The organism is Sphingomonas sp., from assembly GCF_045810705.1.
Lineage (GTDB): Bacteria > Pseudomonadota > Alphaproteobacteria > Sphingomonadales > Sphingomonadaceae > Sphingomicrobium.
This window is the reverse complement of record NZ_JBJMVI010000003.1, coordinates 102,970-128,663: the sequence shown is the minus strand read 5'-3', so window position 1 is coordinate 128,663 and position 25,694 is coordinate 102,970. Positions and strand designations below refer to the sequence as shown.

Here is a 25,694-nt window from a genome sequence, read left to right as displayed (position 1 = left end):
TACCATCTGGTGGCGCGACCGACAATTAGCTCAAGCCGCGCGCCGGTACTTCGTCAGGAATTCACTCGCGAATGCGTGAAGCCGCTGCCCCGCGATCGCTTCGCGCAGGCCGTCCATCAGCCGCTGGTAAAACCACAGATTGTGCTGGGTCATCAGCATCGCGCCCAGGATCTCGCCCGACTTGACCAAGTGATGGACGTAGGCGCGGCTGAATGTGCTGCACGCCGGGCACGAACAGCCGGGCTCGATCGGCTCCACGTCGTCGGCGAAGCGGGCGTTGCGCATGTTCAGCGGCCCAGCGGCGGTGAACGCCTGCCCGGTGCGGCCCGAGCGCGTCGGCAACACGCAGTCGAACATGTCGATCCCCCGCAATACGGCTTCGACAATATCGTCGGGCTTGCCGACCCCCATCAAATAGCGGGGCTTGTCGGCCGGGAGCATTCCGGCGGCGAAGTCGAGGCAGCCGAGCATCGCCTCCTGCCCCTCCCCCACCGCGAGGCCGCCAACCGCATAGCCGTCGAAGCCCACGTCGATCAGGCCCTCGGCCGATGCCTTGCGCAACTGCTCGTCAAGCGCGCCCTGCTGAATGCCGAAGATCGCCGCCCGTTCGGCATGCTCGCCGCCCCGGTCGAACTCTTCGCGCGAGCGTCTCCCCCAGCGGATCGACCGCTCCATCGCCTCGCGCTGTTGGTCGCGGGTCGCGGCGGCGGGCACCAGCTGGTCGAATTGCATCACGATGTCGGAGCCGAGCAACCGCTGCACCTCGATCGATCGCTCGGGCGACAGCATGTGCCGCGATCCATCGAGATGACTCGCGAACGCTACCCCCTCCTCGGTGACCTTAGTCAGCTCGCTGAGGCTCATCACCTGGTAGCCGCCGCTGTCGGTCAGGATCGGCCGCTCCCAGCCCATGAACTTGTGTAGTCCGCCGAGCTTCGCGATCCGCTCCGCGCCCGGCCGAAGCATCAAATGATAGGTGTTGCCGAGGATGATGTCGGCGCCGCTCGCGCGCACTTCCTCCGGCCGCATCGCCTTGACCGTCGCCGCGGTGCCCACCGGCATGAACGCGGGAGTGCGGATCTCGCCGCGCTGCATGCCGATGACGCCCGCACGCGCGGCGCCGCCGGTCGCTGAAATCGAGAAGGCGAAGCGCGTCACGGGCGCGGTCCTAGCGAGCGCTCCTCGCCGCGGCTACAGCCGCCGCATGCTCGAGCCCTGGGTCTATTTTGCGCTGACCGCCGTGGCTGCCGTTGCCGGCTTCGTCGATGCGATCGCGGGCGGCGGCGGCCTCGTCATCATCCCGGCGCTGCTGTTCGCCGGTGTGCCGCCGCTCTACGCACTCGGCACCAACAAGCTTCAGTCGGTGTTCGGCACCGCCGTGGCGCTGCGCAATTACTGGCGTTCGGGTCTGGTCGAATGGCGCCCCAATCGGCTGACGGTTGCGCTGGTGTTCGTCGGTGCGGTCGCTGGAGCGTTGGTCGTCCAGCTGATCCGCACGCGCATCCTCAATCTCATCGTTCCGCTGCTGCTCATCGCCGCGGCGCTCTACATCCTGCTTTCGCCGCGGATGACCGATGAGGACGCGCACCATCGCGTGACGTCTAATGGTTATGCACCAATCGGCAGCGCAATTGGTTTCTACGACGGCTTTTTCGGGCCGGGAGCGGGAACCTTCTACACGACCAGCCTGGTCGCTCTTCGGGGCTACGGCCTCACCAAGGCGACGGCTCTGACGAAGCTGGTCAACCTGACGAGCGCAAGTGCCAGCCTCCTCGTCTTTGCGCTTGACGGCCACCTCGCGTGGCTGCTCGGCCTGTGCATGGCCGCCGGAGCGATGGCCGGCGGCTGGCTCGGGTCGCACAGCGCGCTGCGCTTCGGCGCGCGCCTTATCCGCCCGCTGCTGGTGACGATTTCCCTGGCGCTGACCGGGCGGCTGCTCTGGGGTTATTTCAGCAGCTGAGGCAGAAGCAAGCTAGCGTCGCCATAGGAGTAGAAGCGGTAGCCCGCGTCGATCGCGTGGAGATACGCCGACTTCATGACGTCGAGCCCCATCAGCGCGCTGACCAGCATGAACAGCGTCGAACGCGGCAAATGGAAGTTGGTGATCAGCCCGTCGATTGCCTTGAAGCGATAGCCGGGCGTGATGAAGATCGCCGTGTCACCCTCGAACGGGCGGATGGCGCCGTCCTCGCCGGCCGCGCTTTCGAGCAGGCGCAGGCTGGTCGTGCCGACCGCGATCAATCGCCCGCCGCTCTTGCGGACCTCGTTCAAACGAACCGCCGTCGCCGCGTCAATGCGGCCCCATTCCGCGTGCATCTTATGGGCGCTGGTGACCTCGGTCTTGACCGGCAGGAAGGTCCCGGCGCCGACGTGCAGGGTCAGCGTCTCGCGGCTCACGCCCCTCAAATCCAGCATCTCCAGCAGCCGCGGGGTGAAGTGCAGCGCCGCGGTCGGCGCCGCGACCGCGCCCTCCTTGCGCGCGAACATCGTCTGGTAATCGGCGCGGTCCTCCGCGTCGGCGGGCCGCTTCGAGGCGATATAGGGCGGCAGAGGCATTCGTCCTGCCCTTTCCAGGAGCAGCTCAACCGGCTCGTCCCCATGGAAATGGAGCAGCGCCGACCCGTCCTCCGGCTTGTCGACGACCGACGCGCTCACCCCGGCGCCGAAATCGATCTTGTCCCCGACCCGCGCGCGCCGGGCGTTGCGCAGAAACGCCTGCCACTCACGCGGCCCCTCGCGTTTATGCAGCGTCGCGCCGATGCTGGCGTCCCCGCGCGTCCCCTCCAGCTGCGCCGGGATCACCTTGGTATCGTTGAACACCAGCACGTCGCCCGACCGCAGCAGGCCGGGCAGGTCGAGCACCTGGTGATCGGAGATTTGCGAGCCTTCGACGAGCAACAGCCGGGCGCTGTCGCGCGGCCGCGCCGGCCTCAGCGCGATGCGGTCTTGCGGAAGGTCGAAATCGAACAGGTCGACGCGCATCGCGCCGCCATAGCGCTACTTGGCGGCGGCGGAAGCCGGTGCGGCGTCCCCGAGATAGGCTTTGACGATCGTCGTCGGCTGCGCCGGCGGTTCGCCCGGCGCGATCGCGTCGACCGCATCCATTCCCGCGACGACGCGGCCCATGACGGTGTAATTATTGTCCAGCTCCGGATGCGGCGCGAGCATGATGAAGAACTGGCTGTTGGCCGAATCCCGGCTGGTCGCCCGTGCCGCCCCAAGCATTCCGCGAAGAAACGGCGCTGCGGTGAACTCGGCCTTGAGGTCGGGCAGATCCGAGCCACCCTCGCCGGTTCCCTTGGGGTCGCCGCCCTGGGCCATGAACCCCGGGATGACCCGGTGGAACGTCAGCCCGTTATAAAAACCGCGGCGGACCAGGGTCTGGATGCGCTCGATATGGCGCGGCGCGAGGTCGGGCCGAAGTACCATCTCGACCGTGCCGCCGGTCGACAGCTGGATGAACAAATGGTTCGCCTTGTTCGCAGCGACCTCGGCCGGCGCGACGAGGCTCGGCATCGGCGGCGGAAGCGGCGCCGGCTTGGCGGCGATCAGCAAGGCCGCGAACGGCAACAGCAGCAAAGACTTCATATTCCTCCCCGGTGACTTTCGGCGCGCTGATGCGCGGCGGGTACTGACTTCAGCGTGAACCGCTGATCAGGTGGCGGCGGACATCCTCCGCAACCGCGGGCGGCACGAACTTGTCGATCGAACCGCCGAAGCGCGCGATCTCCTTGACCAGCTTGGATGCGATCGGCTGCAGCGACACGTCGGCCATCAGAAAGACGGTCTCGATGTTCTCGTTGAGTTTCTGGTTCATGCCCGCCATCTGGAACTCATATTCGAAGTCGGCGACCGCCCGCAGCCCGCGCAGGATTGCCGTCGCGCCTTGGCTTTCAGCGAAGTCCATGAGCAGCGAATCGAACTCCACCACCTCGATCTGCCCGGCAATCCCTGCGACTTCGCGCTTCACCATCGCCAGCCGGTCGACGACCGCGAACATCGGCTCCTTGGACGGGTTCGTCGTGACCCCGATGACCAGCTTGTCGACGAGGTGCGCGCCACGGCGGATGATGTCTATGTGCCCAAGCGTCACCGGATCGAACGTGCCGGGATAGACTGCGATTTTCACCGGCTCACTCCCCCTAGTGATCGCGCTCGATGGCAAAGCGCGCGATTGCGCGCAACAGGTCCGCTTCCTCGCCGTGCCCCGACAGATGCTCGATCGCCTGCTCGACGAGCAGCCCGGCCTGCTGGCGCGCGCGGCCCTCGCCGAGCAGCGAGACGAACGTCGCTTTGCCTGCGCTGGCGTCCCTGCCGGTGGGTTTACCAGCCGCGGCCTCATCCCCGCTGTGGTCGATCAGGTCGTCGGCGATCTGGAACGCGAGCCCGATGTTGCGCGCATAGCCGCGATAGGGCCGCCGCCCCTCGACCGGCAGCTTGGCCATGATCGACGCCGCCTCGACCGCATATTCGATCAGGGCGCCGGTCTTGAGCTGCTGGAGCCGCGTGATCGCCGCGAGGTCGAGCTCGGCGCCCTCCGCGACGAGGTCCATCATCTGCCCCCCGGCCATGCCGTTGGGGCCAGCGGCGCGCGCCAGCTCGAGTACCAGCTCGCAGCGCACCCAGGGATCGCTGTTGGTCTGCGGATCGGCGAGAATCTCGAAGGCGAGCGCGTGAAGGCTGTCGCCGGCAAGCACCGCCTCCGCCTCGCCGAACGCCTTGTGGACCGTCGCTCTGCCGCGGCGCAGGTCGGCGTCGTCCATGCACGGCAGATCGTCGTGGATCAGCGAATAGACGTGGACCGCCTCGATCGCGCAGCCGACGCGCAGCGCCCGGTTCGGGTCGATGGCGAACAATCGCGAAGCCGCCACCGTGAGCAGCGGCCGAAGGCGCTTGCCGCCGCCGATCGCGGCATGGCGCATGGCTTCGAACAGCCGCTCGCGCTTGTCGCCGGTCGGCGCGAGCAGCTTGGCGAAAAAGCTGTCGACGTCGGCGCGGACGCGACGCCCCTCGGCATCGAGCTCCTGGGCGAGCCGGTCGACCGTCTCAACCGGCATCAAACGGCTTCAGCCCCGCCGGCTTGCCGTCGCTGCCGAACGCGATCTGCTCGATCCGCGCCTGCGCGTCCTTGAGCCGCGCCTCGCAATGCCGCTTCAGCCGATCCCCTTCCTGATACAGCGTGATCGACTGGTCGAGCGGCGCCTCGCCCTTTTCGAGCGTGCGGACGATCTCCTCGAGCCGCGCAAGCGCGGCCTCGAAGCTCAATTGCCCGACATCATTTTCAGCGGTTGCCATGGGCTGTTGTTTTGAGCCTCACCCGCAGTCGAATCAAGGCGAAGGCCTATTCGGCCGGCGTGTTCTTGAAAGGGTCGCGGATGCCCGGGAAGATTTCGTCGCTCAGGGCTTCGTCGCCCGCGTTCGCAAGCGCCGCCTCGGCCTCGCGGACATGGCGCTCACGCTCGCCGCGCAATTCCTCGATCAGCGCCTCGCGGTCGCTGTCGAACCGGGTGTCGGTCGGCGCCGGGATGCCGGCCGCCTTGGCGGCCTTGGCCACCGCGGCATCGAGCTCGCGCTGGGTCGTGAGGCCCAGCGTCACCGGATCCTTGGCCGTGATGTTCGCGATGTTCCAATGGCTGCGGTCGCGGATCGCGGCGATGGTGGTGCGGGTCGTGCCGATCAGCTTGCTGATCTGGCCGTCGGTGACCTCCGGATGATTCTTGATGATCCAGTAGATGCCGTCGGGCTTGTCCTGGCGCTTGCTGACGGGCGTGTAGCGCGGCCCGCGCGTGCGCCGCACCGCTTCGGGCGCCTTGTGCATCTGCAGCCGGTATTCGGGGTCGTTCTGCCCCTTTTCGATCTCGGCGTGGGTCAGCTCGCCGGCACGGATCGGGTCGCGGCCGGTGAGCTTGGTCGCGGCGGTATCGTCGGCGATCGCCTGGACCTCGAGGATGTGCAGGCCGCAGAATTCGGCGATCTGCTCGAAGGTAAGCGAGCTATTTTCGACCAGCCATGAGGCGGTCGCATGGGGCATCAGGGGCTGGGCCACTGCAGATGTCTCCGTCATTAGAAATGAAATGGGCCGCCCCTTTCGGAGCGGCCGGCTTGGAGCGCGATGTAGCCCCCGGCCGCAGTGGGGGCAAGGCGCTTTAGGAATCCATTGCGATATAACGCGGGTCGCCCTTCACGCGCTCGATCCACTTCACGACATTGGGATAGCGCTCAAGGTCGAACTCGGCGTCGCCGGCAACGTGGGTGTAGGCGAACAGGCAGACGTCGGCGAGGCTGATTGAGCCGCCGACAAACCATTCCTGGCGGCTGAGATGCTCGTCCATCAGCTTCAATGCCGCATTGCCCGCCTGGCGCTTCGCCGGCATCTGCAGCCGCTGCAGGTCGCTCAGATTGTCCGGCCCGAGCCAGCGCATCCAGAAGCGCAGCGTCGCGATGTTCGGTTCGTGGCTATACTGCTCCCAGAACATCCAGCGCAGCATATCGGCGTGGTCGAACGGGTCGGTCGGGATCAGGTTCGAGCCGTCGGCGACATAATAAGAAGCGGCGTTGCTCTCGGGAATGAAACGGTCGCCGACCTGGAGCACGGGGATGCGGCCCTCGCGGCTGACTGTCGCCAGGAAATCGGGCGTGCGGGTCTCGCCCTTGGTGATGTCATATTCTCGGCGGTCGAGGGGCTTGCCGACCATCGCAGCGGCGAGCCGCACCTTGTAGCAATTCCCCGACTCCGAAAATTCATGGAGCACGAGCGTGTCGGTCATTGGTTCAATTCCCGGCGCCTAGTGAGCGACTTCAAGGACGATCTTCCCGACATGATCGCCGGCCTCCATGCGTTCGTGCGCCTCATTGGCTTCCGTTAGCGGAAACACCTTGTCGATCACCGGTTTCAGCCGCCCGCCTTCGACATACGGCCAAACGGTCCTTGAAATTTCATCGGCGACCATGGTCTTGAACTCGATCGGACGCGGCCGGAGCGTCGACCCGGTAAGGGTCAGCCGGCGGCGCATGATGTCGAAAATCTGGACCTCCGCGCTGGGACCGCGCTGGACCGCGATGGATACGTGGCGGCCCTCCTCGGCGAGGCAGGCGAGGTTGCGCGGCACATAGTCGCCGCCGACCATATCGATGACGATGTTCACGCCCGCCCGGGCAGTGACGCGGTGCACCTCCTCGACGAAATCCTGCGTCCGGTAATTGATCGCGGCGACGGCGCCGAGCTCAATCGCCCGGGCGCATTTCTCGTCCGTGCCGCAAGTCACGATGAGTTTGAGGCCGAACAAATTGCCAAGCGCGATTGCCATCGTCCCGATGCCGCTGGTCCCGCCGTGGACGAGCACCCAGTCGCCCTCGGCGGCGAAACCGCGCTCGAACAGGTTCACCCAGACCGTGAACAGGGTCTCGGGCGTGGCCGCGGCTTCAACCAGCGAGAGCACCTCCGGCACCGGCAGGCAGGTCCCCGAGGGCGCGAGGCAATATTGGGCATAGCCGCCGCCGGCGACCAAAGCACAGACCGTCTGACCGATAAGGGACTCGGCGCGCGCGCCCGCCGCAACCACTTTGCCGGCGAGCTCGAGCCCGAGGATATCGGGCGCTCCGGGCGGCGGCGGGTACATGCCGCGCCGCTGCAGCACGTCGGGGCGGTTGACCCCGGCGGCGGCGACCTTGACCAGCACCTCGCCGGTCGCGGGCTGCGGTATCGGCTGCTGCACCACGCTCAGCCCGCCTTCGCCGTCGGCGACGACCGCGAGCATGGATGATGGAAGGCCCGGCACGCGCGGCTTATTGACAGGGAAGGCCTATGGGTCAACGATTCCGGCGCCATGGACCTGGAAGAACTCTTCCCGAGCAAGCCCGACGATCCGCTCGTCGCGCTCGGCAAGCAGGACCTCGATCCGCTGTCGGTCGACGAGCTTGAGGAGCGGATCGAGGCGCTAAAAGCCGAAATCGCGCGCGTCGAAGCCCATATGAAGCGAGCGCAAACGCACCGCTCGGCGGCCGAGGAACTGTTCAAGAAGTCCTAGATGCGCGCCGCCGTTCATCGACTGCCAACATTTCAAAGCCAATAACTGTTGAAAAGCCGCGATACGGCACTTGATTGCCGCGTCGGCGCGTATGACATTCAATTCAAAGCCCGCGGGCTCCTCCGCGGGAGCGGGAGCAACAGCCTAAATGCCTAGTTTCGCTCGCGAACTCGAACAGACCCTCCACAATGCGCTGGGGGAAGCCAGCCGTCGCCGGCACGAGTATGCGACCCTCGAACATCTTCTGATCGCGCTGGTTGACGACGAGCACGCCTCAAAAGTCATGACCGCGTGCGGCGTCAGCCGCGACGACCTGCGCTCCAGCGTCAAGCAATATCTCGACAATGAGCTTGGGGCGCTCGTCGCCGACAGCGCGACCGATCCCACACCGACCAGCGGCTTCCAGCGCGTCGTCCAGCGCGCGATCCTGCACGTTCAGTCGTCGGGCCGCGACGACGTCACCGGCGCCAACGTCCTCGTCGCCCTCTTCTCCGAGCGCGAGAGCTACGCGGTCTATTTCCTCCAGCAGCAGGACATGAGCCGGCTCGATGCGGTGACCTACATCAGCCACGGCGTCGGCAAGGGCGATACGCCGGCCGAGACTCGGGCCCCGGAAGGAACCGAGGAAAAGACCGAGAAGGAAAGCGGCAAGAAGGAGTCGGCGCTCAAGCAGTTTACCGTCGACCTCAACGAGAAGGCCAAGGCGGGCAAGGTCGATCCGCTGATCGGCCGCATGCCCGAGGTCGACCGCACGGTGCAGATCCTCTGCCGCCGCTCGAAGAACAACCCGCTTTACGTCGGTGACCCCGGCGTGGGCAAAACCGCGATCGCCGAGGGCCTCGCGCGCAAGATCATCGAGGGCGACGTGCCCGAGGTGCTCAAGCCGGCCGTCATCTACGCCCTCGACATGGGCGCGCTGCTCGCCGGCACCCGCTATCGCGGCGATTTCGAGGAACGGCTCAAGTCGGTCGTCTCCGAGCTCGAGAAGCTGCCGCACGCGATCCTGTTCATCGACGAGATCCACACCGTGATCGGCGCCGGCGCCACGTCCGGCGGCGCTATGGACGCGTCGAACCTGCTGAAGCCCGCGCTGTCGAGCGGCGCGATCCGTTGCATCGGCTCGACCACCTACAAGGAGTTCCGCAACCATTTCGAAAAGGACCGCGCGCTGCTTCGCCGGTTCCAGAAGATCGACGTCAACGAGCCGACGATCGAAGACAAGATCAAGATCATCGCCGGGCTGCGCTCCTCGTTCGAGCAGCACCACAACGTCCGCTACACGCCCGACGCCGTGAAGAGCGCGGTCGAGCTATCGGCGCGCTACATCCACGACCGCAAGCTGCCCGACAAGGCGATCGACGTGATCGACGAAGTCGGCGCGATGCAGATGCTGGTGCCGCCGTCGCGGCGCAAGAAGATCATCACGCCCAAGGAGATCGAGGCGGTGGTCGCGACCATGGCGCGGATTCCACCCAAGTCGGTTTCGGCCGACGACAAGCACGTGCTCGAACATCTCGACGCCGATTTGAAGCGCGTCGTGTTCGGCCAGGACCTCGCGATCGAAAAGCTCGCCTCCGCGATGAAACTGTCGCGCGCCGGGCTCCGCGATGCCGACAAGCCGATCGGCAATTATTTGTTCTCTGGCCCGACCGGCGTCGGCAAGACCGAGGTCGCGCGCCAGCTCGCCTCGGTCATGGGCATTCCGCTGCAACGCTTCGACATGTCCGAATATATGGAGCGCCACGCCGTCAGCCGGCTGATCGGCGCGCCGCCAGGCTATGTCGGCTACGACCAAGGCGGGCTGTTGACCGACGCGGTCGACCAGCATCCGCACAGCGTGCTCCTGCTCGACGAAATCGAGAAGGCGCACCCGGACCTGTTCAACATCCTGCTGCAGGTGATGGACCACGGCAAGCTCACCGACCACCACGGCAAGACCGTCGATTTCCGCAACACCATCCTCATCATGACCACCAACGCCGGGGCGTCGGACATGGCGCGCGAGGGCATCGGCTTCGGTGCATCCAATCGCGAGGACATGCAGGAGGATGCGGTCAAGAAGATGTTCACGCCCGAGTTCCGCAACCGGCTCGATGCGATCGTGCCCTTCAGCTACCTGCCGCCGGCGGTCGTCGCGCGGGTCGTCGACAAGTTCATCCTCCAACTCGAGCTTCAGCTCGCCGACCGCAACGTCCACATCGAGCTCGACGACGAAGCACGGGAATGGATCGTCACCCGCGGCTACGACAAGCTCTACGGCGCGCGGCCGATGGGGCGGCTGGTCCAGGAGAAGATCAAGCAGCCGCTCGCCGAGGAATTGCTGTTCGGCAAGCTGGTCAACGGCGGCGAGGTCAAGGTCCGGATCAAGGACAATGCCCCGGCGTTCGAGATCGTCCCCGCCGCGCCCAAGCCGTCAAAGGTCAAGCCCAAGGCCAAGAAGAAAGCCAGCGGAGACGCTCCGGCGGCCGAGTAAGGATTGGGACGGGATAATCCCGGCCTCCTGCTTTCCCGTTCGACTTCCAGCTTCCGAGAGCTTATCGGCGGCCTGCAGAACAGCAGGTAAGTTCGGCCTGGCCGATGCGGCTCGAAGTGGCCTTGTAGCAGCGCACCCTCCCCAAGCGGATAGCGAAAACGAGGAGCCCACACATGACCGACAAATCCGTTAGCATTGTCCTTGTTCACGGCGGCTTCGTCGATGGTTCCGGCTGGCAGGGCGTCCACGACATCCTGACCAGGGACGGCTACGAGGTGATCGTCGTCCAGAACCCCACGATATCGCTCGCCGACGATGTGACCTTCACCCGGCGGGCGATTGCCAGCGCCAGGCACCCCGTCGTCCTCGCCGGACACTCTTACGGTGGTGTGGTCATCACCGAAGCCGGCAACGATCCGAAGGTTAGCCGCCTGGTCTATATCGCCGCCTTCGCTCCAGACGTAGGCGAGTCGGTTCAAACGCTGATCGCCAATCCGCCTCCCGGCGCGTCCGCCCCGCCGATTCTTCCTCCGCAGGACGGATTCCTGGCGCTGGATAAGGCGCAGTTCGCGGCCTCGTTCGCAGCGGACGTCGACCCTGCGACCGCTCAGTTCATGGCTGACGCGCAAGTTCCGTGGGGAGTTGATGCAGCCGGCGGCGCGGTGAAGACTGCCGCGTGGAGATCGAAGCCGAGCCATTATCTGGTGGCGACCGAGGATCACATGATCCCGCCTCCGGCCCAGCGCCAAATGGCGCAGCGCGCCGGATCAGTGGTCAGTGAAAGTCCGGGCAGCCACGCCGTCTATGTTTCCCGTCCGGAAGCGGTGGCCGCGGTGATCGAGCAGGCCGCCTCTGCTGCGGTTGAGGCCGCGACGGTCGCGCAACAGCCCGTCCCTGCCGAATAAGGAGGACCGCCCGCGGGCAGCCTGATCGCGATGGGGCCGGGGCGAGTTCCCGGCCCCTTTTGACGGCGGTGGATAATCCCTAGCCGGCGCCAGGAGGAGCTTCCCGCGCACCCAGGATCCGCATCAGCGGGTTCGGCTGCGGCTCTTCGACCTTGACCAGCCGATTGGTGTCCCGGTGGTTGAACAGGCCTTCCTGGCCGCGCACCGCCAGGCTCGTCTCCAGCACGTAGCTCCACGACCCGTCGGGATTGAAGGTCACCTCGATCCGATAGGCGTCGGTGCGGAACGCATATTCGAGGAATTCGGTCGAGACGATGCCATGGTCGGTGCGCCCGCGCTCGGCGGTCAGCACCAGCCGGTCGTCGGCCGGGGTCGCGCGCCCGGCCGCTAGTACCGCCTGGCCTCGGGGAATGGTGAGCGACTGAAGCACGAGCCCGGTCGCCGGCTCCCACAGCCAATAACCGACCTGGTCGTGGAAAGTGATATCCTCCTCGGGGGTATTGATATGCATGTGATAGCGCAGCCCGTAGAATAGCTGCGGCCCGTTCGCCTGCGGGTCGATCGGCTCGAACACGGCATGCTCGCTATATTGCCGCCGCTCCGGGCCCTCGGCCTTCGGGTTTACGTCGGCTCCGACCATCGACTGCCACGTGCCGGCCAGCCGACGGAGCGGCCCGAGATTCGCCAGCGTGTCGGGATCGACCTCGGCCGGCTCGGTGAAGATGTCGTCCGGGAATTTTCGCGGCCCGGCGAGGATCGTGGTCTTGGGTTGGGGCGTGTCCATGCGCGTCTGGCGCGCCCTACCAATTCGGGCCTGCGGCTACCAGAAGCGGCTGATCGCGATCGCCGGCGTGACCGAGGCCGGTGAGTTGTGGCCCTTGGGGATGATCCACACGCCGAGCAGCGCACCGGTGCTCGGGCTCCAATTATATTCGACCGCCGGGGCGAAGCCGATATCGCGGCTGGCCGGCGACCGGGTCCGGATCAGCGGCCCGGCGCTGGTCTCCTGGCCGGTGACCGTGGTGGGCCCGGCAAAGTCGGCCTCGACGTCGAACGCCAGCACCCATTCGTTCGTCAGGCTGTATTCGACCGCACCGATCAGCGTCGTCCGCGGACCGGGCCGCGCATGGCCGCGAAAGGCTGCGTCGGTGCCGTAAACGCTTCGGCCCGCGACGCGCGCCTTGTTGTAGAAGCGCTGCAGGACGTTGATCCGCGCGCGCAACAGCCGGCCGTTGCTCAGCAGGAACCAATGCTGGACGTTGACCCCGACCTCGGTCGCGAAGGCGCCGGATCCGTGGCCTTCCTGCGTCGGCCCGAGCCGGTCGAACTTGCCGGTTGGGATCACCTCGTTGAGCACGAGCGCGATCGTCGGCACGCGATGGTCCGGCGTGAAATGCGTCAAGCGCAGCTGCGACAGCAGCTTGAAGTCGCCGATCGCCATCCCCCGCCCGATCCGGTTCGTCGCCGTGGCGAAGCTCGGCTGCAGCCCTACGGTCAGATTGTCGAGCAGTCCGTACTGATAAAAGCCGCTCGAGCCCGGATGATGATCGCCTCCCACGATGACGTCGTAGAAATAGGGCTCGGTGTAGAAATGCCCGTGCGGCAGGGTTTCGGCGGTCGAGGCAAGCAGCGGCCCCGTCCAGCGGGCGGACTTCATCGCCGCGCGGAGCTGCTCCACTTTCGCGGAATCGGCATGCGGCGACTGTGCCGCATCGGCCGCGAACGGCGTTGAACATGCGAGCACGGCCGCGAGTGCGGCCCAAACCAGCTTCATCGAGCGCCCTCCCAAGTCAGTTGACCGAAAAGCCGCGGCTAGGCGTCAATGCTTGCCGCGGCTTCCGGAACTGACTCGTCAAATTCGATGAAGCTCAATCAGCCGATGCCCGCATCCGGCCAATAAAATTTTGGTGCCCATCCATAAGCTGGACACCGGACATGCCGGTCAGCGGGCCGTTGCTACTTGGCCGGAACCGCTTCGCGCGCGCTGAACCGCGCTGCTTCCTCCGATCCGTGCGTCGTGTCGCCCTCGCTGTAGCTGTGGGCGCCGGCGCCGGCGAGACGGCCGCCTTCGACGATCAGATATTCGTCGCGGATCGCCCGTCCGTCGAGGAAGCATTCGAGGATTTCGCGCGTGCCGGCCGCGTACCGCGCCTGCGCCGACAGCGAGGTGCCCGAGATGTGCGGGGTCATGCCGTGGTGCGGCATGGTCCGCCAGGGGTGGTCGCGCGGCGCGGGCTGCGGGAACCATACGTCCCCCGCATAGCCGGCGAGCTGGCCGCTCTCCAACGCTGCGACGACGGCATCGCGGTTCACGATCTTGCCCCGCGCGGTGTTCACCAGATAGGCGCCGCGTTTCATCTTGCCGATCATCTTCTCGTCGAACAAATTCTCGGTTTCGGCGTGAAGCGGCGCGTTGATGGTCACTGCGTCGCACACCGCGATCATGTCCTCGACGCTGTCATGCCAGGTCACGCCCAGCTCGCGCTCGACTTCCAGCGGGAGCCGGTGGCGATCGTAATAATGGAGGTGGACGTCAAACGGCTTGAGCCGCCGCAGGACCGCCGTCCCGATGCGCCCGGCGGCGACGGTGCCGACATGCATGCCTTCGACATCGTAGGACCGCTCGACGCAATCGGCGATGTCCCAGCCGCCGGCCTTCACCACTTCCCATGACGGCAAATAATTCCTGACCAGCGACAGGATCATCATCACGACATGTTCGGAAACGCTGATCGAATTGGAAAAGGTGACCTCTGCGACGGTGATCCCGCGCGCGGTCGCCGCCTGCAGGTCGACGTGGTCCGAACCGATGCCGGCGGTGATGGCCAGTTTGAGGTTCTTGGCCTTGGCGATCCGCCCGGCGGTCAGATAGGCCGGCCAGAAGGGCTGGGAAATGACGACGTCGGCGTCGACCAGCTCGCGCTCGAACACGGAGTTCGGGCCGTCCTTGTCCGACGTGACGACGAACTGGTGGCCGGCCGATTCTAAAAAACGCCGAAGCCCGAGCTCGCCCGTCACGCTGCCCAGCAGCTGTCCCGGCTTGAAGTCGATCGCGCTCGGGGTCGGCAGCGTCTGTCCGTCGGGATAGCGTTCGATTCGCGGCAGGTCGTCGCGCGGGTAGCTCGAGGGATATCCGTCGGCCGGATCGTCATAGAGAACGCAGAGAATCTTCGCCATTGCAGGTGCCTTTCATTTCCTTGGAGGGAATGGCACGCATTAGGCCCGGCGGCCCCTTGGGCCTGTGGCCGAACGGTGAACATCCTATCATATTTGCAGGCATCACAGCTGCTGTTTCGCTGGCGACGCTGTGGTTTGTCGCCTGGCCGCTTGCCGCCGGTCGAAGAAAGTTCAATCGTGCGGCGTCCACCGCTCGACGGGAGTCCCGCATTGAACCCGACCCGCATGCTTTCGCCGCTGGCGATCCTGTTTGCCGCGACCGCGCTCAACCCGCCCGCCGCAGCCGCTCCGGCCACCGGCCCCAGCCGCTATCTCGCCGGCTCCGACCTTTTCAGCCTCGAGGTCGCGACCGATCCGCAGATCAGCCCCGACGGGCGCACCATCGCCTACGTCCGCAAGTCCAATGACATCATGACCGACAAGGCGCGGCCGACGATCTGGCTGGTCGATGTCGCGTCGGGTCAGCAGCATCCCCTCGTCGCCGGCGCCGGCTCTTATTCTTCGCCGCGCTGGTCGCCGGACGGCACCCGCCTCGCTTATGTCGGGTCCGACGGCGGCAATCCGCAGCTGTTCGTGCGCTGGGTGGCGAGCGGCGAGAGCGCGCGCATCACTGGCCTTCCCGACAGTCCCAACAGCATCGCCTGGTCGCCCGACGGCCGGCGCATCGCCTATTCGATGTTTGTCCCCGACGAGGCGATGCGCCTCGGCTCGGCGCCACCCAAGCCCGAGGGCGCGAAATGGGCCGATCCGCTGCAGGTCATCGACGCGGTCACCTACCGCACCGACGACGAAGGCTATCTCAAGCCCGGCTACAACCAGATTTTCTGGGTCGCGGCCGACGGCGGCGCGCCGATCCAGCTGACCTTCGGTCCGACCAACGCCGGGTCGCAGGTGTCGTGGGCCCCCGACGGCCAGTCGGTGCTGTTTGGCGCCAATCTCGGCAAGAATTGGCAGCTCGAGCCCAACGAAAGCGAAGTCTATCGCGTCGCGGTCGGCGGCGGCGCTCCGGTCGCTCTCACCCACCGCAAGGGTCCGGATTTCAGCCCTGTGGTGTCGCCCGACGGGCGCCATATCGCCTATCTCGGCTACGACGACCGCGGCCTCGCCTATCAGAACAATCACGTCAGCGTGATGAACCTCGACGGCTCGGGCGGGCGAGACCTCGCGCCGGGCCTCGACCGCGGCATCGACGCCGTGCTGTGGTCGCCCGACAGCCGCTCTGTCTACATCTCTTACGACGAAGGGGGCATCAAGCGCGTCGCGCGGGTCGGGCTCGACGGCTCGCTGCGGGTGGTCGCCTCCGGCCTGACGGGTTCCGGTCTCGATCGGCCTTATACTGGCGGCGAGTTCAGCGTCGCCAGGAACGGCGCCGTGGCGGTGACGATGGGCGATCCCACACACCCCTCGGATATCGGCATCGCTGCGGGCGGCGGAATCCGGCGCCTGACGCGCCTCAACGATAGCCTGCTCGGCTCGAAGGCATTGGCGCAGATGCAAAAGCTGCCCGTGATGTCGAGCTATGACCGGCGGCCGATCGATGCGTGGATGATCACCCCGCCCGACTTCGATCCGGCACGCAAATATCCGCTGATCTTGGAGATTCATGGTGGCCCGTGGGCGGACTACGGGCCGAGCTTCTCGACCGACGACCAGCTCTACGCGTCCGCCGGCTATGTCGTCCTGTTCACCAACCCGCGCGGCTCGACTGGTTATGGCGAGCAATTCGCCGGCCTGATCGAGCAGGATTACCCGGGCCACGATTATGACGATTTGATGAGCGCGGTCGATGCGGCCATCGCCAGCGGACACGTCGACCCGAACAATCTGTTCGTGACCGGCGGCTCGGGCGGCGGCGTGCTCACTGCGTAGATCGTCGGCAAGACCGACCGCTTCCGCGCCGCGGCGACGCAAAAACCCGTGATCGAGCTCGCGAGCTTTGCGCTTACGACGGATTTCGCCAACGGCTTCTCGCCCTATTGGCGCAAGCAAAAGCCGTGGGAGGACCCGCAGGGCTATTGGAAATATTCGCCGCTGAGCCTCGTCGGCAACGTCAAGACTCCGACCCTCGTCGTCGTCGGCAGCGAAGATTACCGCACCCCGGTCAACCAGGCCGAGCAATATTACACGGCGCTGCGGCTGCGCGGCATTCCGACGGCGCTGGTAAAAGTGCCCGGCGCGAGCCACGGGACGATCGCCGCGCGGCCGAGCCAGGCGGCGGCCAAATCGAGCGCGATCCTCGCCTGGTTCGACCGATACCGCACCGACAAGGCTCCGCGGCCGATCGCCGACAACACGCCCTGATTAACAGGCCGTGCAACCATTTCGGGCGCTGGCCGTCATGGCCGGTGGCTTGTCGTGCACACGATTGTTGGGAGAAATGACGTGAGGATGACCCGCTGTTTTGCGGCGAGCGCAATGACGCTGGCCGCGGTTCCCTTGGCCGCCGCATCGATCGACGGATTCAGCCCCCAGCGCCTGTCCGACATCGACAAGGCGATATCCTCGGATGCGTTCGAAGGGCGCGGCCCGGCGACACCCGCCGAGCCCAAGGTGATCGACTATATCGCGCAGCAGTTCCAGGCCGCCGGCGCTCAGCCGGGCGGCGATATGGTCAATGGGCAGCGGAGCTGGTTCCAGTCGGTTCCGCTGCTGCGTTCGGAGATCGCCGGCACGCCGTCGCTCAGCCTCAACGAGAACGGCACAGTCGTTCCGCTTCGCCAGGGCGGCGACATGGCCGTGCTCGCGCCCCTCAACGGCGCGAAGCAGGTCGACATCAACAACGCTCCGTTGGTCTTCGTCGGTTACGGAGTGGCGGCTCCCGAACGTAACTGGGACGACTTCAAGGGCCAGGACGTGCACGGCAAGATCCTCGTCCTGCTCATCAACGACCCCGACTTCGAAGGCGGGGAAGGCGATTTCGGCGGCAAGGCAATGACCTATTACGGCCGCTGGACCTACAAATTCGAAGAAGCGGCACGCCGCGGCGCGGCGGGCGTGATCATCGTCCATGAGACGGCTCCCGCTTCCTACGGCTGGGGGGTCGTGCAGAACTCCAACACTATCCCGCAGTTCGACATCGTGCGCGACAATCCCGCGGCCGAGCATTCGTCGCTCGAAAGCTGGATCCAGCGGCCGCTCGCGGTTCAGCTATTCCAGCGCTCGGGGCTGGATTTCGAGCAGGCCAAAGCGGCGGCTAGGCGGCGCGACTTCCAGCCGATCCCGCTCAAAGCGACCCTGTCCGCCCATTATGCGGCCAACACCAATGTCGTCACTTCGCACAATGTGGTCGGGCTGCTGCCCGGCAAGACATATCCGGACGAGACGATCATCTACTCGGCGCACTGGGACCATCTCGGCATCGGCACGCCCGATGCTCGCGGCGACCGGATCTACAATGGAGCGATCGACAACGGCACCGGCATCGCCCAATTGATCGAGCAGGCGCGTGTCTTCGCCCATGGCCCGCGCCCCGACCGCTCGATCGTGTTCCTCGCCGTCACCGGCGAGGAGAAAGGATTGCTCGGATCGAAATATTACGCGGCCCACCCGCTCTACCCGATCGGCAAGACCGTCGGAGTCCTCAACGTCGACGTGATGAACGTCTGGGGCAAAGAGAAGGACTTCACGATCCGGGGCACCGCCAAGCTCGGGCTGCTCGACGACCTGATCGCGCAAGGCAAGCTGCAAGGCCGCTATTACACGCCCGACCCGCACCCGGAGACCGGCGGATTCTACCGTTCCGACCATTTCTCCTTCGCCCAGCAGGGTGTTCCGGCAATCAGCTTCACGCCGGGGCTCGACCTGGTGAATGGCGGGACGGCGGCGGGCGAGGCCCACACCGAGGACTATAACAAGAACCACTATCATCAGCCGAGCGACGAATGGTCGCCCAACTGGGACCTATCCGGCATGGCCGAGGATTCGGAGCTGCTGCACCAGCTTGGACTTCACCTCGCCAATTCGCGCGAGTGGCCAAACTGGAGCCCGGACAGCGAATTCCGCGCGGCGCGCGACCGCTCGGCGGTCGAGCGCGGCGGTCCAGCCACTTCCCTTCCCGCGCCAGCGCCCAAGAAGGGTGAGCGCGGTTGAGCGAGACGCTCCAGCCTGCGCTTCCCGATCATCTGGACCAGCAGGCCGAGCGGCTGATGCACCGGCTGTGCGACCGTAACCTCACGGTCGCCACCGCCGAGAGTTGCACAGGCGGAATGCTCGCCGCTTTGCTGACCGACATCGAAGGCGCCGGACACGGCTTCGAGCGCGGCTTCGTCGCCTACACCAAGGACGCCAAGGCCGAGTTGCTCGGGATCGAGCCGAGCCTCCTCGATCAAAATGATGCAGTCTCCGAAGTCGTCGCGCGGGCGATGGCGGAAGGGGCACTCAAGCGCAGCCGGGCGGACCTGGCGATCGGCGTCACCGGCTTTGCCGGGCCGGCGGGGCCCGGCAATGAAGAAGGCCTGGTGCACATGGCACTGGCGCGTCGCGGCGGCCCGACGCTCGCCCGCGAGGAGCATTTCGGCGCCGTGGGCCGCGGCGCCATTCGCGTGCGATCGTTGAAAGCCATGCTGGTGATGCTTGAGCAGGCGCTCGAACGGGAGTAGTTCGTGCTTTGTTCCAAACGAGGAGTCGCGAAATGGCCGACCTCATTTTCTACACCAACCCGCAGTCGCGCGGACGGATCGTCCGCTGGATGCTCGAGGAGGTCGGCCAGCTCTACGAGACCGAAGTCATCGCCTACGACCGGATGAAGAGCCCGGACTATCTCGCCGTCCATCCGCTCGGTAAGGTGCCGGCGATCAAGCACGACGGCCGCGTGGTCACCGAATGCGCGGCCATCTGCGCCTATCTAGCCGATGTCTTCCCGCAGGCGGGGCTCGGCCCACGCGAGGAAGAGAAGGCCGATTATTACCGCTGGCTGTTCTACGCCGCGGGTCCGCTCGAAGCCGCCGTCTCCAACCAGGCGATGGGCTGGCAGGTGCCGCAGGAGCGCGAACGCATGTTCGGCTACGGCAATTTCGAAAGAGCTGTCGCGGCCGTCGACGAGCTATTGTCGCTGCACGATTATGTCTGCGGCAACCGCTTCACGGCCGCCGACGTCTATGTCGGCTCGCAGATCATGTTCCCGCTGCAATTCGGCATGCTGCCCGAGCGCGACAGCTTCCTCAGATACCGCGAGCGTCTGCAGGCGCGCGATGCGTACAAGCGCGCGAATGAGATCGACGAAGCGATCATCGCCGAGATGCAGGCAAGCCCTGCTCAGCCGCAGCCGGTCTAAGCGCCCGCGTCAGGCGAGGTTCGCGCGATACAGGCGCAGCAACTCGGCCCAGGCCCGCTCTGCTGACGCGTGATCGTAAACCTGGCTGCCCGGCACGCACCAGCCATGATCCGCGGGATAAACCTCGACCACCGCCGGACGCTTGGCGGCTGCGAACGCCGCCTTCAATATGGTCTTCGCCTCGGGCTGCTTCTGGTCGTCGTTACGCGCGATCGCCACCACGAAGCTCGCCTTCGTCTTGGGGATCAGCAAATGCGGGCTGTTCGCGTCCTTGGTTACCAGGCCGCCGCCATGGAAGCTGCCGACCGCGCGGATCCGGTCCGATCGGACCGCCGCGGCGTGGAATGCGAACGGGCCGCTGAAGCAATAGCCCTGCACCCCTGCGCCCTTGCGGCGATTGGTTTGCTTCTGCTTGTCGAGGAAGGTGATGAACGCCGCCACATCCTTGTCGATGGCGGCGTCGGTCAAGGTGGCCTTCAAGGCGAGGAGCGGCTGGACCTGCTTCGGATCATTGAAGTCGAACTCGCCGGTCACGATCGGCGCGCGCTTGGTCCGGTAGAAGGGGTTCGGCACCAGCACGACATAGCCTTCGGCCGCGAGCCGGCGACCCATTTCCCTGAATACGGGCCTCAGGCCGAGGATGTCGGGCCACATCAACACGGCCGGCCACGTACCCTTCCCCGCCGGATGAAACAGCACCGCATCCGCCGAGCCGTCGGGCGTCGGGACCATCACGTCCGTTTCCGTGACATTCGCGGCCAGGGCGGCGGTCGGCAGTCCGGCAATGGCGGCAACCGATGAAATGGTCAGCACGACCGACCGGCGGGTGAAGGACGTGTCGGCGATGTAACCCTGGTGATTGTCGCTATCGCACATCGAAATTCTCCTTCGCACGAGCGCCTGTGCTTTTGTCGATCGCTCGTTAGTCGATCCGAGACCGAGCAGCCAAGCGCCCGCATCGAAGGGCGCCGTTTCTTTTCGTTTCGCTAACCATGTCCATTCGATCAAGCTTAACACCGACTCGGTTAAACCGGTTTCGCAGCCACCTTACCCCCCGGCTGCTTTGCACAAGTCCGGTCCTGCCAACCGTCCGCTTGAACTGGCAGGACCGGAATTGCCCCTAAAGAAAAAGGGCCGGCGGATCGCTCCGCCGGCCCTCTCTTTTTTGCCCTGTCCCGCGGCGGTTAGCGGCGATTGCCCATGAACCGAAGCAGGAACAGGAACATGTTGATGAAGTCGAGGTACAGGTTGAGCGCGCCCATGACCGCGGTCTTGGCCATCGCCTCGCCGTTCCCCGCGACCGCGAAATAGATGCTCTTGATCTTCTGCGTGTCGTAAACGGTGAGGCCCGCGAACAGGAGCACTCCGATCGCGCTGATCGCAAGGTCCAGCGCGGGTGAGCGCAGGAAGATATTGATCAGCAGCGCGGCGAAAATGCCGACAACGCCCATGATGAGGAAGGTGCGGAAGCCCGACAGATCGCGCTTGGTCGTGTAGCCGTAGAGGCTAAGTCCGAGGAAACCTGCGGCCGTGGCGAAGAAAGCCTGGGCGATCGAAGCGCCGGTGTAGACCAGGAACAGGCTCGAGAACTGTACGCCGACAAGCGCCGCATAAAGCCAGAACAGCACTTGCGCGGTACCGGCCGAGATGCGGTTGATGCCGAAGCTCAGTGCAAACACGATCCCGAGTGGCGCGAACAAAGCGACCCAGAACAGCGGCGTCGCGTGCCCCGTCGCCGGATTGACGATCAGGTTGATCAGGCTCGAGTTCGCGAACAGCATCGAGACGATGCCGGTCAGCAGCACGCCCGATGCCATGTAGTTGTACACCGACAACATGTAGGACCGTAGGCCCACATCGCGGGCGGCGCGCGGTACGCTTACCGTCGCGGCGGTCGCGCCGGTCGTCTGCGGGTCTTGCCAGTTGGCCATTCTATCTCCTTTGCGCGGGCGAAGGGCCCGTTCGCTACGTTCGAATATATCGTGGATGCCCGAAGGGACTTCAAGCGAAACACGACAAACGGGCGAATGGCTGAACGCCTGTTCATGATTGCGTACGAAGCAGCCGCATTGCCCATCGCCCGAAGCAGTGCGACACTAAGGCCCATGCCGGAGGGGCCGAGAGTGACCCGCGTCAAGCCGATGGTCCGCATCGCAGCGCTCGCGCTTGCGGCGTTGAGCGGCATCCTCGCCGGCCCCGCAGCCGCGGCAGCGCCGCAACGCATCGTCGCTGTCGGCGACCTCCACGGCGACTATTCCGCGTGGCGTGACATCGCGCGCGCCGCTGGGCTGATCGATGGCTCCGGCCGTTGGGCGGGCGGCAAGACCGTTCTCGTCCAGATGGGCGACATCACAGATCGCTGGGCGGATTCGCTCAAGATCGTCCGCAGCTTGCAGCAGCTGCAAAAGGAAGCGCCGCGCAAGGGTGGAATGGTTATCGTCGTCCTCGGCAATCACGAGGCGATGAACCTGCTCGGCGACAATCGCTATACGACGCCGGGCGAATATGCGGCGTTTGTCGACGGCCAGTCCGCCGCGCGCCGCGAGCGCGTCTACCAGGCCAATCGCGCAGCGCTCGAGGCGGCTGCGCGCATCGCAAACCCCAAGGCGACCGCGGAGCAGGTTCGCGCGGCCTGGATGGCCGAGCACCCGCTCGGCTGGGTCGAGCACAGGCTCGCCTGGAGCCCGTCGGGCGAGCTTGGCAAATGGGCGACGCGCAACCCGGCAATCGCGCGGGTCGGCGGCACCCTGTTCGCGCACGGCGGCCTCAGCGCCGAATATGCCAGGCTGCCGATGGAAGAGGTCAACCGGCGGGTCGCTTCGGCCATGGCCGCGGGCGACGACAGCCCGGCGAGCATCCTGTCCGATCCGTTGGGGCCGTTATGGTACCGCGGACTGGTTACCGCCGATCCTGACGCGCAGGCCGCTCGCGCCGCTGCGAAACCGGCAACTCCGCCGCTGACACCGGAGCAGGAGCTCGGCGCCGTATTGGCCGCCTACCATGCGCAACGCCTGGTCGTCGCCCACACGCCGGGCCTTGCGGGGATCCAGATCCTGTTCGGTGGCCGTCTCGCGCGCATCGATACCGGGATCTCGCGGTTTTACGGCGGGCCGCTGACCTGGCTCGAGATTAAAGGCGACGTGATGACCGCGCACAGCGTGGCGCGCTCGCCGTAAGGAATGAAGGAGGGGGCCATGAGGACATGGATGTCGGCGCTTGCTTGCGCCTTGCTTGGCGCGGCGGCGCCCGTTGCAGCCCAGGCGCCGGAGCCTCTGTTCGCCGCCGGCGACCCGATCCACATCACGATCCGGGCGCCGGTGACGCAGCTTGGCCGCAACCGCGAGGGCAAGGGCGCCGTTAGTGGGACGCTGACCGACCCGGCGGGACAGGTCCTGCCTGTGAGTCTGCAGCTTCGCGGCATCACGCGTCGCAGCGCCGACGTGTGCGAATTTCCGCCGCTGCGCGTCGATTTCACATCGCCGCCGCCAGCGACCTCGCTGTTCGTCCACCAGGGCAAGCTCAAGCTCGTTACCCATTGCCGTAGCACGGCGGGCTTCCAGCAATATGTGCTGCTCGAATATGCGATCTACCGCATGGCCAACGTGCTGAGCCCGCGCAGCTTCCGCGTGCGGCTGGCCAACATCGATTACACGGACCCAAGCGGCCGCCCGATCACGTCGCGCATCGGTTATTTCATCGAGGATCTGAGGGACGTCGCCAGGCGCAACGGCATGAGGGAAGCGCACGCGCCGAGCCGAATCCCGGCCACGGACCTCAGCCCGGCCGACGCGGCGCGCTACGCCCTGTTCCAGCATATGATCGCCAATCACGACTGGTCGATGCGTGCCGGCCCGGCGGGCGAGGATTGCTGCCACAACGCGAAACTGATCGGCGTCACGGCGCCGGGGATGGCGGTGCCGTTGCCTTATGATTTCGACTTCTCGGGCCTGGTGGGGGCGCCCTACGCAACGCCGCCGGACGAGCTCCAATTGTCCAGCGTCAGGCAGCGCGCGTATCGCGGCTATTGCATGCATAATGCGGAGGCGCTCGCCGCGGCGCGTCAGTTTCGCGATGCGCGGCCTCAGCTGATCGCCGCGATCACCTCGACACCGGGGCTCGACGCGCGGACGCAGCAGCGCGCGATCGCGTTCCTCGACCCGTTCTTCGCTGACATCGCGACCGATCAATCGACCGGTGCGCGGGTGCTCAACCGCTGCGTCAACTAGACTTTTCTTCGACCACGACGACCGTCGTGCGCTCCTGGATGCCGTCATAGTCGGCGAGGAACCGCTTCATCCCCGCCCGCTCGCCATATTCGGTGATCCACAGCAGCGCGAAGCAGTAATTGAAGGCGATGCTGATCACCGCCGCAAGCTCGATCGCGCCGATCCCGCCGGCGAGCCCGATGCCGACCGACAGCAGGATGAACAGAGCGTCGCCCGAGCTCTTGAGCGAGTTTCGGAACCGTACCGCGCCGGCGATCCCTGCGAGCGAGAATGCCAGCGCCAGGCTGTTCTGCACGATGATCACGATTCCGGTGACGATCATCGGCAACACGATGATCGTGTTGACCAGCGACTGATCGTAATCGTCGCCGGCGCGCACCGCCATGTAGACCCAGCTGACCGGCAGCGAGACCATGATCGCGGAGATGATCGCGGCGACCAGCCAGAAGATGCTCTGCCCGAGATTGGCGACATGCGCCGCGCGCACCGCTTCGCTGGCCTGCAGCGGGTTCTTGGCCGGCTGGCTGATCAGCTGCTCGACCCCGCCGACCGGCAAATAGCCACGCACCCCGGGCCATAGCTTGAGCGCGACGAACACGGCCATGCCGATGACCAGATAATAGATGGTGATCTGAACTAGCAGCTTGCGTGCAGGCATCCCCTGTCCCCCTTCGAAGGCGCGGCGCATTCCCTGATTTCGTCAGCCGTGCCCGTGCTTGTGCCCGTGATCATGCTCTCCGATCCGATAATTCGCGATCGGCTCGAGCACGCCGAATCGCTCCTTCAACGGCTTGTGCCCGAGCGGCGGCCAGATGATCTCCGCCAGCGGCAGCTCGGTGTCGGGTACGCGGTCGAGCAGATCGCGCAGCAGCGTCAACCGGCCGAGCGGCTGATCGTTGAAATCGACCAGCGTCCAGGGCGCGAACTCGGTATGCGTTGCCGCCAGCATCATTTCGCGCGCCTCGGTGTAGTCGTCGTAATGCTCGCGCGCCTTGATATCGATCGGCGACAGCTTCCACCGTTTCATCGGATTGTTGAGCCGGTTCTCGAACCTTTCCTCCTGCACCGCCTGGTCGCAGCACAGCCAATATTTGAACAACAAGATGCCGTCGTCGACCAGGTGGCGCTCGAACTCGGGCGCGGCGTTGAGGAAGTCCTGCGTCTGGTCGGGCGTACAGAAATCCATCACCTTCTCGACGCCGGCGCGATTGTACCAGCTGCGGTCGAACAGGATGATTTCGCCGGCCGCGGGCAGATGCTCGATGTAGCGCTGGAAATACCATTGCGACCGTTCGCGCTCGTTCGGGCTCGGCAGCGCGACCACGCGGCATTGGCGCGGGTTCAGGAGCCGCGCGAACATGTCGATCGATCCGCCCTTGCCGGCCGTGTCGCGCCCTTCGAACAGGACGACCATGCGCTGGTTCGTCTCCGATACCCAGCGCGCCATCGCGCCGAGCTCCTTCGCCATCGGCTTCAGGAGCTCGTCATATTCCTCTTCGCTGAGCCTGCTCTTGCCGCTCACCAGCGCCCCCTGCCGAAGCGCTGTTGTGGCATGGGCAGGGGCCGATTGGAACCACCCGTGAACGCACAGTAAACGACGGCGGTGAGCGTGGC

At 65.7% G+C, this 25,694-nt stretch carries 25 protein-coding genes and 1 pseudogene; 10 read left to right on the top strand and 16 right to left on the bottom strand.

Translation table 11 applies throughout. From position 1 onward, the window contains the following. Window positions 1–30: 30 nt before the first annotated feature. Window positions 31–1,158: a tRNA guanosine(34) transglycosylase Tgt gene (tgt, locus tag ACJ8FR_RS02025; RefSeq protein ID WP_407826935.1), complete on the bottom strand. Its 1,128-nt coding sequence runs from the start codon at window positions 1,156–1,158 to the stop codon at window positions 31–33. A gap of 46 nt (window positions 1,159–1,204) precedes the next feature. Between tgt and ACJ8FR_RS02020 the strand changes: the two genes are divergently transcribed. After that, window positions 1,205–1,960 (top strand): TSUP family transporter, encoded by a 756-nt coding sequence (locus tag ACJ8FR_RS02020; RefSeq protein WP_407826934.1) that lies wholly within the window; start codon window positions 1,205–1,207, stop codon window positions 1,958–1,960. Here the strand turns inward: ACJ8FR_RS02020 and queA are convergent. The 8 genes from queA to ACJ8FR_RS01980 form a co-directional block, all read right to left on the bottom strand. Further along, the gene (gene queA, locus ACJ8FR_RS02015; protein WP_407826933.1) at window positions 1,945–2,982 is read right to left on the bottom strand and encodes a tRNA preQ1(34) S-adenosylmethionine ribosyltransferase-isomerase QueA; all 1,038 of its coding nucleotides are present in this window, start codon (window positions 2,980–2,982) and stop codon (window positions 1,945–1,947) included. The genes ACJ8FR_RS02020 and queA overlap by 16 nt on opposite strands. 15 nt (window positions 2,983–2,997) lie before the next feature. Continuing rightward, complete coding sequence (locus tag ACJ8FR_RS02010) at window positions 2,998–3,588, bottom strand: peptidylprolyl isomerase (RefSeq protein ID WP_407826932.1); 591 nt, start codon at window positions 3,586–3,588, stop codon at window positions 2,998–3,000. A 49-nt stretch (window positions 3,589–3,637) separates the two neighbouring features. Beyond that, entirely contained in the window at window positions 3,638–4,129 is a 492-nt protein-coding gene (gene coaD / locus ACJ8FR_RS02005) for a pantetheine-phosphate adenylyltransferase (RefSeq protein WP_407826931.1), read from the bottom strand. A gap of 13 nt (window positions 4,130–4,142) precedes the next feature. After that, window positions 4,143–5,057, bottom strand: a complete 915-nt coding sequence (locus ACJ8FR_RS02000; RefSeq protein ID WP_407826930.1) for a polyprenyl synthetase family protein — start codon at window positions 5,055–5,057, stop codon at window positions 4,143–4,145. Continuing rightward, window positions 5,047–5,295, bottom strand: a complete 249-nt coding sequence (locus tag ACJ8FR_RS01995; RefSeq protein ID WP_407826929.1) for an exodeoxyribonuclease VII small subunit — start codon at window positions 5,293–5,295, stop codon at window positions 5,047–5,049. Before ACJ8FR_RS01995 ends, ACJ8FR_RS02000 begins: the two co-directional genes overlap by 11 nt. 46 nt (window positions 5,296–5,341) lie before the next feature. Next, window positions 5,342–6,046, bottom strand: coding sequence for a cell cycle transcriptional regulator TrcR (locus ACJ8FR_RS01990; protein ID WP_407826928.1), 705 nt, complete (start codon window positions 6,044–6,046; stop codon window positions 5,342–5,344). A 100-nt stretch (window positions 6,047–6,146) separates the two neighbouring features. Continuing rightward, the gene (locus ACJ8FR_RS01985; protein ID WP_407826927.1) at window positions 6,147–6,767 is read right to left on the bottom strand and encodes a glutathione S-transferase family protein; all 621 of its coding nucleotides are present in this window, start codon (window positions 6,765–6,767) and stop codon (window positions 6,147–6,149) included. Window positions 6,768–6,785: 18 nt separating this feature from the next. After that, complete coding sequence (locus tag ACJ8FR_RS01980; RefSeq protein ID WP_407826952.1) at window positions 6,786–7,757, bottom strand: NAD(P)H-quinone oxidoreductase; 972 nt, start codon at window positions 7,755–7,757, stop codon at window positions 6,786–6,788. A 69-nt stretch (window positions 7,758–7,826) separates the two neighbouring features. Here ACJ8FR_RS01980 and ACJ8FR_RS01975 point away from each other — a divergent pair, with 69 nt between their 5' ends. The 3 genes from ACJ8FR_RS01975 (at window position 7,827) to ACJ8FR_RS01965 (ending at window position 11,405) form a co-directional block, all read left to right on the top strand. After that, window positions 7,827–8,027 (top strand): DUF1192 domain-containing protein, encoded by a 201-nt coding sequence (locus ACJ8FR_RS01975; protein WP_407826926.1) that lies wholly within the window; start codon window positions 7,827–7,829, stop codon window positions 8,025–8,027. Between the two features lie 148 nt (window positions 8,028–8,175). Further along, the gene (gene clpA / locus ACJ8FR_RS01970) at window positions 8,176–10,500 is read left to right on the top strand and encodes an ATP-dependent Clp protease ATP-binding subunit ClpA (RefSeq protein WP_407826925.1); all 2,325 of its coding nucleotides are present in this window, start codon (window positions 8,176–8,178) and stop codon (window positions 10,498–10,500) included. A gap of 173 nt (window positions 10,501–10,673) precedes the next feature. Further along, window positions 10,674–11,405 (top strand): alpha/beta hydrolase, encoded by a 732-nt coding sequence (locus ACJ8FR_RS01965; protein WP_407826924.1) that lies wholly within the window; start codon window positions 10,674–10,676, stop codon window positions 11,403–11,405. Between the two features lie 79 nt (window positions 11,406–11,484). Here ACJ8FR_RS01965 and ACJ8FR_RS01960 read toward each other — a convergent pair whose 3' ends face one another. From ACJ8FR_RS01960 to ACJ8FR_RS01950, 3 genes are all read right to left on the bottom strand, one after another. Then, entirely contained in the window at window positions 11,485–12,189 is a 705-nt protein-coding gene (locus tag ACJ8FR_RS01960) for an FABP family protein (protein WP_407826923.1), read from the bottom strand. Between the two features lie 36 nt (window positions 12,190–12,225). Further along, window positions 12,226–13,179, bottom strand: coding sequence for a hypothetical protein (locus tag ACJ8FR_RS01955; protein ID WP_407826922.1), 954 nt, complete (start codon window positions 13,177–13,179; stop codon window positions 12,226–12,228). A gap of 182 nt (window positions 13,180–13,361) precedes the next feature. Then, on the bottom strand, window positions 13,362–14,582 hold the full coding sequence (locus ACJ8FR_RS01950; protein WP_407826921.1) for an NAD-dependent formate dehydrogenase: 1,221 nt from the start codon (window positions 14,580–14,582) through the stop codon (window positions 13,362–13,364). A 225-nt stretch (window positions 14,583–14,807) separates the two neighbouring features. Between ACJ8FR_RS01950 and ACJ8FR_RS01945 the strand changes: the two are divergent. The 4 genes and pseudogenes from ACJ8FR_RS01945 (at window position 14,808) to ACJ8FR_RS01930 (ending at window position 19,854) form a co-directional block, all read left to right on the top strand. After that, window positions 14,808–16,883 (top strand): annotated as a pseudogene (locus ACJ8FR_RS01945) (prolyl oligopeptidase family serine peptidase). Window positions 16,884–16,970: 87 nt separating this feature from the next. Further along, the gene (locus ACJ8FR_RS01940) at window positions 16,971–18,671 is read left to right on the top strand and encodes a M28 family metallopeptidase (RefSeq protein WP_407826920.1); all 1,701 of its coding nucleotides are present in this window, start codon (window positions 16,971–16,973) and stop codon (window positions 18,669–18,671) included. Continuing rightward, a complete protein-coding gene (locus ACJ8FR_RS01935) occupies window positions 18,668–19,180 on the top strand; it encodes a CinA family protein (protein WP_407826919.1) in 513 nt (170 codons plus the stop codon). The genes ACJ8FR_RS01940 and ACJ8FR_RS01935 overlap by 4 nt, the downstream gene beginning before the upstream one ends. 32 nt (window positions 19,181–19,212) lie before the next feature. Next, window positions 19,213–19,854, top strand: a complete 642-nt coding sequence (locus ACJ8FR_RS01930) for a glutathione S-transferase family protein (protein ID WP_407826918.1) — start codon at window positions 19,213–19,215, stop codon at window positions 19,852–19,854. A 9-nt stretch (window positions 19,855–19,863) separates the two neighbouring features. Here the strand turns inward: ACJ8FR_RS01930 and ACJ8FR_RS01925 are convergent, their stop codons facing one another. After that, a complete protein-coding gene (locus tag ACJ8FR_RS01925) occupies window positions 19,864–20,730 on the bottom strand; it encodes a dienelactone hydrolase family protein (RefSeq protein ID WP_407826917.1) in 867 nt (288 codons plus the stop codon). A 308-nt stretch (window positions 20,731–21,038) separates the two neighbouring features. Continuing rightward, window positions 21,039–21,785 carry a Bax inhibitor-1/YccA family protein gene (locus ACJ8FR_RS01920; protein WP_407826916.1) on the bottom strand — a complete coding sequence of 249 codons (747 nt, stop codon included), beginning with the start codon at window positions 21,783–21,785 and terminating at the stop codon, window positions 21,039–21,041. A gap of 192 nt (window positions 21,786–21,977) precedes the next feature. Here ACJ8FR_RS01920 and ACJ8FR_RS01915 point away from each other — a divergent pair, with 192 nt between their 5' ends. Beyond that, the gene (locus tag ACJ8FR_RS01915; RefSeq protein WP_407826915.1) at window positions 21,978–23,030 is read left to right on the top strand and encodes a metallophosphoesterase; all 1,053 of its coding nucleotides are present in this window, start codon (window positions 21,978–21,980) and stop codon (window positions 23,028–23,030) included. An 18-nt stretch (window positions 23,031–23,048) separates the two neighbouring features. Further along, the gene (locus ACJ8FR_RS01910; RefSeq protein WP_407826914.1) at window positions 23,049–24,080 is read left to right on the top strand and encodes a hypothetical protein; all 1,032 of its coding nucleotides are present in this window, start codon (window positions 23,049–23,051) and stop codon (window positions 24,078–24,080) included. Here the strand turns inward: ACJ8FR_RS01910 and ACJ8FR_RS01905 are convergent. Both ACJ8FR_RS01905 and ppk2 read right to left on the bottom strand, forming a co-directional pair. Then, window positions 24,073–24,738: a DUF4956 domain-containing protein gene (locus ACJ8FR_RS01905; RefSeq protein WP_407826913.1), complete on the bottom strand. Its 666-nt coding sequence runs from the start codon at window positions 24,736–24,738 to the stop codon at window positions 24,073–24,075. The two genes, ACJ8FR_RS01910 and ACJ8FR_RS01905, sit on opposite strands and share 8 nt — an antisense overlap. A gap of 42 nt (window positions 24,739–24,780) precedes the next feature. Beyond that, window positions 24,781–25,605 carry a polyphosphate kinase 2 gene (gene ppk2, locus ACJ8FR_RS01900; RefSeq protein ID WP_407826951.1) on the bottom strand — a complete coding sequence of 275 codons (825 nt, stop codon included), beginning with the start codon at window positions 25,603–25,605 and terminating at the stop codon, window positions 24,781–24,783. Between the last annotated feature and the right edge of the window lie 89 nt (window positions 25,606–25,694).

What these genes read in the sequence shown, in the direction of transcription:
- ACJ8FR_RS01975 (WP_407826926.1), top strand. Translation starts at nt 7,827, where the DNA reads ATGGACCTGGAAGAACTCTTCCCGAGCAAGCCCGACGATCCGCTCGTC.
- ACJ8FR_RS01980 (WP_407826952.1), bottom strand. Translation starts at nt 7,757, where the DNA reads ATGCTCGCGGTCGTCGCCGACGGCGAAGGCGGGCTGAGCGTGGTGCAG.
- ACJ8FR_RS01960 (WP_407826923.1), bottom strand. Translation starts at nt 12,189, where the DNA reads ATGGACACGCCCCAACCCAAGACCACGATCCTCGCCGGGCCGCGAAAA.
- clpA (WP_407826925.1), top strand. Translation starts at nt 8,176, where the DNA reads ATGCCTAGTTTCGCTCGCGAACTCGAACAGACCCTCCACAATGCGCTG.
- ACJ8FR_RS01905 (WP_407826913.1), bottom strand. Translation starts at nt 24,738, where the DNA reads ATGCCTGCACGCAAGCTGCTAGTTCAGATCACCATCTATTATCTGGTC.
- ACJ8FR_RS01940 (WP_407826920.1), top strand. Translation starts at nt 16,971, where the DNA reads ATGACCCGCTGTTTTGCGGCGAGCGCAATGACGCTGGCCGCGGTTCCC.
- ACJ8FR_RS01930 (WP_407826918.1), top strand. Translation starts at nt 19,213, where the DNA reads ATGGCCGACCTCATTTTCTACACCAACCCGCAGTCGCGCGGACGGATC.
- ACJ8FR_RS01925 (WP_407826917.1), bottom strand. Translation starts at nt 20,730, where the DNA reads ATGTGCGATAGCGACAATCACCAGGGTTACATCGCCGACACGTCCTTC.
- ACJ8FR_RS01995 (WP_407826929.1), bottom strand. Translation starts at nt 5,295, where the DNA reads ATGGCAACCGCTGAAAATGATGTCGGGCAATTGAGCTTCGAGGCCGCG.
- ACJ8FR_RS01910 (WP_407826914.1), top strand. Translation starts at nt 23,049, where the DNA reads ATGAGGACATGGATGTCGGCGCTTGCTTGCGCCTTGCTTGGCGCGGCG.
- queA (WP_407826933.1), bottom strand. Translation starts at nt 2,982, where the DNA reads ATGCGCGTCGACCTGTTCGATTTCGACCTTCCGCAAGACCGCATCGCG.
- ACJ8FR_RS01955 (WP_407826922.1), bottom strand. Translation starts at nt 13,179, where the DNA reads ATGAAGCTGGTTTGGGCCGCACTCGCGGCCGTGCTCGCATGTTCAACG.
- ACJ8FR_RS02020 (WP_407826934.1), top strand. Translation starts at nt 1,205, where the DNA reads ATGCTCGAGCCCTGGGTCTATTTTGCGCTGACCGCCGTGGCTGCCGTT.
- ACJ8FR_RS01985 (WP_407826927.1), bottom strand. Translation starts at nt 6,767, where the DNA reads ATGACCGACACGCTCGTGCTCCATGAATTTTCGGAGTCGGGGAATTGC.
- ACJ8FR_RS01950 (WP_407826921.1), bottom strand. Translation starts at nt 14,582, where the DNA reads ATGGCGAAGATTCTCTGCGTTCTCTATGACGATCCGGCCGACGGATAT.
- ACJ8FR_RS01965 (WP_407826924.1), top strand. Translation starts at nt 10,674, where the DNA reads ATGACCGACAAATCCGTTAGCATTGTCCTTGTTCACGGCGGCTTCGTC.
- ACJ8FR_RS01920 (WP_407826916.1), bottom strand. Translation starts at nt 21,785, where the DNA reads ATGGCCAACTGGCAAGACCCGCAGACGACCGGCGCGACCGCCGCGACG.
- ACJ8FR_RS02000 (WP_407826930.1), bottom strand. Translation starts at nt 5,057, where the DNA reads ATGCCGGTTGAGACGGTCGACCGGCTCGCCCAGGAGCTCGATGCCGAG.
- ACJ8FR_RS02010 (WP_407826932.1), bottom strand. Translation starts at nt 3,588, where the DNA reads ATGAAGTCTTTGCTGCTGTTGCCGTTCGCGGCCTTGCTGATCGCCGCC.